Origin of the sequence: Gemmatimonas sp., from assembly GCF_044376735.1 — a bacterium.
Taxonomy (GTDB): Bacteria; Gemmatimonadota; Gemmatimonadetes; order Gemmatimonadales; family Gemmatimonadaceae; genus Gemmatimonas.
The window spans coordinates 1-9,898 of sequence record NZ_JBILKJ010000104.1; the positions used below are offsets into that span (position 1 = coordinate 1).

The following is a 9,898-nucleotide window of genomic DNA, read 5'->3' on the forward strand; positions in this document are numbered from 1 at the left end:
CCCGTCGCCTACGCACGCCCCGGTCCGGCGCGTCGCGAATGACCCGCCCTCGCTGACCCCCGTGCGCATCGGCATTCTTGGGGGAAGCTTCGATCCGCCGCATATCGGCCACCTCCTGGTGGCACAGGACGCCCTCCAGGAGCTCGCGCTCGATCGTCTGTTGATCATCCCGGCGGCCCAGCAGCCGCTGAAGGGATCGGATCAGACCCCCGCCGAGCACCGGCTCGCGATGGTGCAGGCCGGTTTCGGCGGAATCCCACGCGTCGAGGTCGACCCCATCGAAATTGATCGGGGCGGGTTATCTTTCATGGTTGACACGGTCGACGCACTGCGTCGACGCGTCCCGTCGGCCGAGCTACTCTTGCTAGTCGGCGATGACGTGGTGGCCACGTTGCCCCGTTGGCGCGAGGTGACACGCCTCTTGTCGATGGTGCAGCTGGTCGTACTACAGCGCGCCGACCACGGCCGGGAGACGGCGGAGCTCGCCGTCATGCTGGAACGGGTCGGAGCGGGGATGGCACGGCGACTCGCGGCGCGACGCGTCGATGTGTCGTCAACAGAAATCAGGGCACGGGTTCGGGACGGGCGCTCCATTCGGGGCTTCGTGCCGGACACCGTGGCGACGTACATAGCGACCACCGGACTGTATCTCGAGAATTCCCGGGAGTCGTCGACGACGGAGGGCCCGGCGCGCGCCTGATGGCGAACGGGGACCTCGCCGCCGCGACGCCCTTGCCATGAGGTTCGTATGCTGAAGGGCTTGATTGGTCGCGTGTTCGGCACGCGTCACGAACGTGAACGGAAGCGGGTCCAGCCGGTGCTGTCGGAGATCCACGAGATCGAAGCGCGCCTCAGCTCGCTGTCCGATGAAGAGATTCAGGGGCAGACGGCCAAGTTCCGTGGCATACTGGCCGAGCGGACCGGCCCGGTCGAGCAACGCATCGCCGAACTCAAGGCGGCGAAGCACGACGCCGCCGACGCGGCCGAGCGCGAACGCATCGACCTCGAGCTGCAGGGAGCCGACGGTCGCGGCGGGGCGGAGGGTGAGCTCCGCACCGCGATCGCCGAGGTGCTCGATGAGCTCCTTCCCGAGGCGTTCGCGACCGTGCGCGAGGCGTGCCGGCGACTCAAGGGCTCCACGGTGCTGGTCACCGGCAATGAGCTCACGTGGGACATGGTCCCCTACGACGTCCAGCTCATTGGCGGTATTCAGTTGCACCTGGGCCGTATCGCCGAAATGGCAACCGGCGAAGGCAAGACGCTCGTCGCGACGCTGCCGATGTACCTCAATGCCCTGCCCGGACGTGGCGCGCACCTCGTCACGGTGAACAACTACCTCGCCCGTCGCGACTCCCAGTGGATGGGGCATCTGTACCGGTGGCTGGGGCTCACCGTGGGCTGTCTCGACGACACCGAGCCCGGGACCTACGAGCGCCGCGCCGTCTATGGCTGCGACATCGCCTACGGCACGAACAACGAGTTCGGCTTCGACTACCTGCGCGACAACATGGTGGTGTCGCTCGAGCAGCGTGTGCAACGCACGCATATCTTCGCGATCATCGATGAAGTCGACTCGATCCTCATCGACGAGGCGCGCACTCCGCTCATCATCTCGGGCCCCGTCGGCAACGAGAGTGATGGGCGGTACGCGGAATTCAATACCGCCGTCGAGCGGCTCGTGCGCCGCCAGTCCGAACTGGTCAACACCCTCGTCGGTGAGGGCGAGCGCGCGTTCGAGATGAAGGACGAACAGGACGCGGCGCTCAAGCTGTACAAGGCCCAACTCGGCGGGCCGAAGAACAAGCGGCTCGTGAAGGCGTTGCAGGAATCCGGTGTCAAGCAGCTCGTGCAGCGTATGGAGCTCGACATCATTTCCGACAAGAAGCTGCCGATGAGCAAGCGCACCTACCGGGAGATCGAAGACGACCTCCTGTACGTGCTCGATGAGAAGGGCCACACGGTGCACCTCACCGAACAGGGGCTCGACTATCTCTCGCCCGAGGCGCACGATCAGTTCGTCCTCCCCGACATCTCGCTCATGATCGGCAAGCTCGATCGTGATCAGGGCATCTCGGCGGCCGAGCGGCTCGAGCACCGCAATGCGATCGAGCGCGAGTATGCGCTGAAGAGCGAGCGGCTGAACATCATTCACCAGCTGCTGCGCGCCCACGCCCTGTACGAGCGCGACGTGAACTACGTGGTGCAGGAAGGACAGGTCCTCATTGTCGACGAGTTCACCGGCCGTACCATGCCGGGCCGTCGATGGAGCGAAGGATTACATCAGGCCGTCGAGGCCAAGGAACGCGTGCAGGTCAAGGGGGAGACGCAGACTCTCGCCACCATCACGATTCAGAACTACTTCCGGATGTATGAGAAGTTGGCCGGCATGACCGGTACGGCCGAGACGGAAGAAAACGAATTCCACGAGATCTACGGGCTGTCGGTGTCGGTCATCCCGACGAATCGCCCGATCTCGCGCGATGACCGTCAGGACTATGTCTTCAAGACGCGTCGCGAGAAGTACAATGCGATTGTCGACGAAACGAAGCGGCTCCACGAGCTCGGATTTCCGGTGCTGGTCGGAACGGCCAGCGTCGAAGCCTCCGAGACGCTGGCGCGACTGTTCGCACGTGCCGGCCTCAAGCACAACGTGCTGAATGCCAAGTACCATCAGCGCGAAGCCGAAATCGTGGCCGGTGCCGGCCAGCCCGGCGCCATTACGATCGCGACCAACATGGCCGGCCGAGGGACCGACATCAAGCTCGGTGCCGGCATCACCGACGCGAAGCCCTCGAAGGTTACCGATCCCGACGGCAAGGAACTCGAGATCTCCGAAATCGGCGGGCTGCACATCATTGGCTCCGAGCGCCACGAATCACGGCGCATCGATCGTCAGCTGCGCGGTCGGTCCGGTCGTCAGGGTGATCCCGGTGCCTCGCAGTTCTTCCTGTCGCTCGAAGACGATCTCATGCGGTTGTTTGGGTCCGACCGGATCGCCAAGCTGATGGATCGGATGGGAGCGCAGGACGGTGAGGTGCTCACCCATCCGCTCATCACGCGTTCCATCGAGCAGGCGCAGAAGCGCGTCGAGTTGCAGAACTTCCAGTCTCGGAAGCGGCTGCTCGAGTACGACGACGTCATGAATCAGCAGCGCGAGGTGATCTACTCGCTGCGTGCCTTCGCCCTCGAAGGCGGCGAGGAGCTCAAGGGCGAAGCCCTCAAGATGATCGATCGCGGCGTGCAGCGTCGCGTCGAGCAGGCGCTCGCCACGTTCGATAAGCAGGAAGACTGGGACTTCGAGTACGTGCAGCAGGATCTCCTCATGCACTTCATGCTCCAAGTGCCCGCGTTCGCCGAGGGCGCGCATGCCGCCTCGGTCGACGAAGCGCAGGCGCGGGCCGTCGAGGCTGGGCGTGCCGCGTTCGACCAGAAGCTCGACAGTTTGAACGCCGTCACCGACGAAAGCGGGCAGGGCTTCGCCGATCGGTTGCTGTCGCTGATCACGCTGAACGTCATCGACGAAAAGTGGAAGGATCACCTCTACGATCTCGATCAGCTGCGCGCGTCGATTCACTACCGGTCATGGGGCCAGAAGGACCCGCTCGTCGAGTACAAGCAGGACGCGTACACGATGTTCGAAGACCTCATGCATGATCTGGCGAACACCTTCACTGAGCGCTTCCTCAAGGCCCAACTCGTTTTCGAGCCGGCGCCTGCTGACAGCTTCGAGTCGGCTCCGCCGGTGGCTGAATTCCCGCGCTCGGAGGGGCGCCCGACCAAGCGGTACAACGCCCTCGGCATTCTCGAGGACATCCCGGTGGAAGAACTCGAGCTGGTCGACGCCATCGACGAGCAGTATGACGCTGGCCTGGTGGTGGCCGGCGACGAAGCGATGCCGACATCGGGTCGGCCCGTCGCCCGGGGCACGCCGGCGGTCGTTGGGGCCGGACCGGTGCGCTCCCTCGAGGTGGGCGGTGGTGCGCTGCCGCCTGGGTGGGAGTCTACCCCTCGGAACAATGCCTGTCCTTGCGGATCAGGGAAGAAGTTCAAGAAGTGTCATGGGGTGAACCTCTAGTCTCCGCGCGCCGGGACGGGCCATTTCGACGCAGCTGCTGACGGGCTGATGACGAGGGTGCCGCATCGTTGGGTCACCCACGGGCGGGCTTGGCCCGGCGCGACGGAGCGGAGAGGGTGGAGGGGTCGCGTCGGGTTCGCCCACGGGGGGCGTTGGTTCAGGTGCGGCGTCCTGTCGGGGGGCTGGTGGAACTGGAATCTGGGATCGTGGTATATTCCCGGGTACTCCTTCCGCGAGAGTGACGTCGATGCGTCAGAGATTCTTCTTCGGTCTGTTGGCTGCGCTCGTTCCCGCGCTGCCGCTGGTGGCGCAACCCACCGGCGGCGACGGGTTTCTGTTCTCGGCGCCGCATGCGACGTTTTCCGTTCGGGGGGGCTTCGCTCGGCCGGACGCCTCAAGTGACGTGTTTTCTTTCGTCACCGAGCGGCTCACGGTCAATCGTGGCGACTTCGCCGGCGTGTCCGTGGCGACCGATTTGGCCGTTCGCCTCCATTCGCGGGTCGACCTGCTGCTCGGCACCGGCATCAACACGCGCGTGAAGCGATCCGAGGATCGCGACTTCATCGGCACCGATGACCTTCCGGTCGAACAGCGTACGACGTTCCGACGCATACCCATTACGGCCGGCCTCAAGCTGCATCTCCGGCCGGAAGGCCGTACGCTGAGCAGGTACGCATGGGTGCCGAGCAAGGTGTCACCGTACGTCGCCGCCGGTGGTGGCATGATGTACTACGTGTTCAAACAGGACGGCGAGTTTGTCGACTACAAGACGCTCGACATCTTCTCCACGTCGTTGAAGTCCACCGATGTGTCCGCGATGGCGTTCGGGGCGCTCGGCACCACCTACTCGTTAACGCCGCACGTCGGTCTCAACGCAGAGGTGCGGTACGAGCGTGCGCAGGGCGCGCTCAGCTCCGACTTCCGCGGCTTCTCCCCGATCGACTTGTCAGGCGTCGGTCTCACGGCCGGCTTTCTCTTCCGTTTCTGAGGACGACCCCATGATGGCCTTCGGACTTGTTGGGCTGCCGCGCGTAGCGCGCGGCGTTGCGAGCGCGACGCTGTTGTGGGGAGGAGCGCTCGCGGCGCAGACCTCGGCGCGGCCTACCGTCGATCCGCGCTTTCAGCCGTGGATGGGCTGCTGGACACCGTCGGCGCAGTCCGCAGCAGCAGGGGTTGGCCAGGCGCCGAAGCCCCCCTCGATGGCCTGTGTCGTCCCGTCCGCGACGATTGCCGGCAGTGTCGACTTGGTCGTATTCGATAGTGCCAACGTGGCCACGCGTTCAGCCGTCCCCTTGCCCGGGACGCGCATCGCGAAGTCGATCGATGGTTGTACTGGTACCGAAACGTCCACGTGGATGCCCGACGACCGTCGCTTGTTGATGCAGGCGGAGTTGGCGTGCGGGCGCGGGGCGCGGCGACTGGAGACCGGTTTGATGTCCATGTCGTCGGCGGGGGATTGGATGCAGGTGCAGCATCTCGACGTCGGCGGCAACTCCGCCACGTCGGTGATGACCTTGCGCTACGTCGTGGATTCCTTGGGTGACTGGGCGCGGCTCGGCGCGAGTGCGGCGCCGTCCACGCCGTCGCTTCGTCTGGCCGTCGGTGCGCCGTTGCTGAACAGCGACGTGCTCGCTGTAGCCAGTCGTGCACCAGCAGCTCTCACCGAGGCGTGGCTCACGGAAACCCGGCAGCCGTTCTCTGTGAATGGCAAGGAGCTGGTACGCTTGGCCGACGGCGGCATGCCGTCTCGCGTGCTCGACCTGATGATTGCGATGTCCAATCCGGAGGTGTTCGCGGTGCGGACAGCCGGTACCGATCGCAGCCGACCAATGGCTGAGGACGTCATCACCGGTGGCATCGCCAGCTCGCGGATGCGCGGCGGGTGCCGGCGCATTGACGATTTCTGCTATGGGCCTGGCGGGATGGGGGCATGGGGACTCGGCTGGCAGTATGGTATGAGCCCGTTCGATGCATATAGTCTTCGCTATGGTTTCGGTGGGCTGTTCAATCCCTACGGGTTCGGCAACGGGTTCTACCCTGGCAATACGCCGGTCATCATCGTGCATCGGGGGGACGCCGACCCTGCGGCGCCTTCCAATCCGGGGCGGGCGGTGCGGGGTGGTGGCTACACTCGGGCGAACTCGGGAGGCTCGTCTTCTCCTATGCCAAGCGTGTTCGGCGGCAGCGGCTCGGCTGGTAGCGGGAGTAGCGGCAGCAGCGGTTCAAGTGGTAGTAGCGGCTCAAGCGGCGGCAGTGTTGGGGGCGGCAGCTCGGGCGGTGGCGATACGGGTCGGACGGCGAAGCCGAGAGGGAGCGGCGGGGATTGACGCGCCCTACCTAGTGGGGTGGCGTGCTGACCGAGACGGGGCGGGCGATCTTGCGATTGTCCGCCCCGTCGCACGGGGGGCCGTCCGACTTGTCGATTGACGGTTGACACTCGGCCTCGGATCGGTTTATATCCCCGACCCGCCGAGGCGGTTGCGCAATGCCGACTTGCTTCTGCGCCTTGGGTGCAGATGTATGGGTGTGGGCTTCCGGGCATCGGTTCTTTGCCGCTGTTCCCGTTGCTTCTGCGGCACGCGTCCTCGCAGGCCGAGCCTGGCAGAGATCGGAGCGCAGCGCGCCGAGCGTGCTCCCGTCGAGGGGAGTCTGCGGCCGATCGGGCTGAGGGAGAAGTGGGTATCGTGCTGATCACGAGCGCGCTTCGAACTCGTAAAAAAAGCTCAGTCTGATGCCTTGACGGGAACCGGACGGTGGTGTATTAATACGATCTGCCGCTGAGAACGCGGCGTTCAAGAAAACGGTAACTGACGCAACCGCAAGCGGTTGCGCGGATATAGCAGGGACGAGTCATCGCTGTTTGACAATCGAAGTTCGAGATCGATGGATGTGCGGGACGGTATCGTTGACCTGCGGCTTCTTCAGGGCTGCAGCGAGATAGCAAATCTGTTGATTAGTACGTGATTCGGCGTGGGACTGACTTCGGTTGGTCGCGCTGATGAGCCACTCAAGATTCTACTTAGATTCTGATCTATTGGAGAGTTTGATCCTGGCTCAGGACGAACGCTGGCGGCGTGCTTAACACATGCAAGTCAAGGGGGCCCGCAAGGGTAACCGGCGAACGGGTGCGTAACACGTGAGCAATCTGCCTAGATGTGGGGGATAGCCGGCCCAACGGCCGGGTAATACCGCATACGCTCGTCGACTGGCATCAGTTGACGAGGAAACTTTCGAGGCATCTAGAGGAGCTCGCGGCCTATCAGCTAGTTGGTGGGGTAACGGCCTACCAAGGCGGTGACGGGTAGCTGGTCTGAGAGGATGGCCAGCCACATTGGGACTGAGATACGGCCCAGACTCCTACGGGAGGCAGCAGTGGGGAATATTGCGCAATGGCCGTAAGGCTGACGCAGCGACGCCGCGTGGGGGATGAAGCATTTCGGTGTGTAAACCCCTGTTGCTCGGGACGAACAAGCCTTTTCGAGGGCTCTGACGGTACCGAGTGAGGAAGCACCGGCTAACTCCGTGCCAGCAGCCGCGGTAATACGGAGGGTGCGAGCGTTGTCCGGAATCACTGGGCGTAAAGGGCGCGTAGGCGGTCTGCTAAGCGTGTGGTGAAAGCTCGGGGCTCAACCCCGAGTCGGCCATGCGAACTGGTGGACTAGAGCACTGTAGAGGCAGGTGGAATTCCGGGTGTAGCGGTGGAATGCGTAGAGATCCGGAAGAACATCGGTGGCGAAGGCGGCCTGCTGGGCAGTAGCTGACGCTGAGGCGCGATAGCGTGGGGAGCAAACAGGATTAGATACCCTGGTAGTCCACGCCGTAAACGATGGGTACTAGGTGCTTGGGGGAGCGACCCCCCGAGTGCCGGCGCTAACGCATTAAGTACCCCGCCTGGGGAGTACGACCGCAAGGTTGAAACTCAAAGGAATTGACGGGGGCCCGCACAAGCGGTGGAGCATGTGGTTTAATTCGACGCAACGCGAAGAACCTTACCCAGGCTTGACATGTATGAGAAAGCCTCTGGAAACAGGGGCCCCTCTTCGGAGCTCATGCACAGGTGCTGCATGGCTGTCGTCAGCTCGTGTCGTGAGATGTTGGGTTAAGTCCCGCAACGAGCGCAACCCTTGTCTCTAGTTACCAGCGCGTCATGGCGGGGACTCTAGAGAGACTGCCGGTGCCAAACCGGAGGAAGGTGGGGACGACGTCAAGTCATCATGGTCCTTACGTCTGGGGCTACACACGTGCTACAATGGCCGGTACAGAGGGCTGCGAAGCGGCAACGCGGAGCCAATCCCCAAAGCCGGCCTCAGTTCGGATTGTCGTCTGCAACTCGACGGCATGAAGCTGGAATCGCTAGTAATCGTGGATCAGCGACGCCACGGTGAATACGTTCCCGGGCCTTGTACACACCGCCCGTCACGCCATGGAAGCTGTGAGCGCCCGAAGTCGGTGCCGGAACCCGCAAGGGGCCAAGCCGCCTAAGGCGAGCGCAGTGACTGGGGCGAAGTCGTAACAAGGTAGCCGTAGGGGAACCTGCGGCTGGATCACCTCCTTTCCGGAGCGATGAGTAGGTCGGCAGTTCGGGGGCAACCCTGAGGTGCGGCAGACTGAAAGTCCCAGAGATATCGCCCGTTCTGCACATCCTCGATCTCGAATTCGATTGCTGACCGCCGCTCTTCGGAGTGACGGTCGTGGCGGTGTCTGCGCTATTTGACAACGGAAGTGGGAAGTGATCGTGGGTACTACAGCATTGATGCGGCTACTGGCCGGGTCGATGCTGCTAGGACGAAGAACCTCAGTGAGGCAGCGACGTGTCGTGGTCATGGTCCGCAAGGGCGATGATCGCGTGATGTTTCCGCTTTACGAGTTTTAGAAAGCGTATGGTTTGCCTGACAAGATGGGAACGAGTCAAGCGAACGAAGGTATGTGGGGGATGCCTGGGCACATAGAGGCGATGAAGGCCGCGGTAAGCTGCGATAAGCTTGGGGGAGCGGCACACACGCATTGATCCCAAGATGGCCGAATGGGGAAACCCGGCCGGACGCGAGTCCGGTCACCGCGCAAGCGGAGCAAACCAGGGGAACTGAAACATCTAAGTACCCTGAGGAAGAGAAATCAAACGAGATGCCCCGAGTAGTGGCGAGCGAAACGGGTACAGGCCAAACCGGTCTCCTTGTGGGACCGGGGTTGTAGGACCTACGGACGCACACAGCGACGTCAGTCGAAGTCCTCTGGAACGGGGCGCCATAGACGGTGATAGCCCGGTAGGCGAAGATCATGCACTGTGTGTAGTAGAGTTCCTGAGTAACGCCCGACCCGAGTAATCGGGCGTGAAGCCGGGGGGACCACCCTCCAAGCCTAAAGACTCCTATGTGACCGATAGTGGACGAGTACCGTGAGGGACAGGTGAAAAGCACCCCTGTGCGGGGAGTGAAAGAGATCCTGAAACCACATACCTACAAGCGGTCGGAGGCTGGGCATCGCAAGGTGTCACGGCTGACGGCGTGCCTTTTGCATTATGATCCGGCGAGTTACTCCTCAGATGCGAGGCTAAGCTGCTCAGCAGCGGAGCCAGAGCGAAAGCGAGTCCTGTAACGAGGGCGCATGAGTATCTGGGGGTACGACCCGAAACCAGGGCGATCTACCCATGAGCAGGGTGAAGCTGAGGTAACACTTAGTGGAGGCCCGAACCGGTGTGGGTTGAAAACCATTCGGATGACTTGTGGGTAGGGGTGAAAGGCCAATCAAGCCTGGAGATAGCTGGTTCTCCCCGAAATCTATTGAGGTAGAGCCTCGAGGCGTGTCAGCAGGGGGTAGAGCGAC

General features: G+C 63.1%; 4 protein-coding genes and 2 rRNA genes. All 6 read left to right on the forward strand.

The features are described from left to right. On the forward strand, positions 1–700 hold a 700-nt coding region (gene nadD, locus ACIRA7_RS12280), incomplete at its 5' end, for a nicotinate (nicotinamide) nucleotide adenylyltransferase (protein WP_396221137.1). A gap of 48 nt (positions 701–748) precedes the next feature. Further along, the gene (gene secA / locus ACIRA7_RS12285) at positions 749–4,075 is read left to right on the forward strand and encodes a preprotein translocase subunit SecA (protein WP_396221138.1); all 3,327 of its coding nucleotides are present in this window, start codon (positions 749–751) and stop codon (positions 4,073–4,075) included. A gap of 247 nt (positions 4,076–4,322) precedes the next feature. Beyond that, entirely contained in the window at positions 4,323–5,063 is a 741-nt protein-coding gene (locus ACIRA7_RS12290; RefSeq protein WP_396221139.1) for a hypothetical protein, read from the forward strand. 10 nt (positions 5,064–5,073) lie between these two features. After that, the gene (locus ACIRA7_RS12295; RefSeq protein WP_396221140.1) at positions 5,074–6,402 is read left to right on the forward strand and encodes a hypothetical protein; all 1,329 of its coding nucleotides are present in this window, start codon (positions 5,074–5,076) and stop codon (positions 6,400–6,402) included. Positions 6,403–7,106: 704 nt separating this feature from the next. After that, positions 7,107–8,630 (forward strand): 16S ribosomal RNA (locus tag ACIRA7_RS12300). Between the two features lie 351 nt (positions 8,631–8,981). Next, positions 8,982–9,898: ribosomal RNA gene (locus ACIRA7_RS12305) — 23S ribosomal RNA — on the forward strand; the annotation flags it as partial.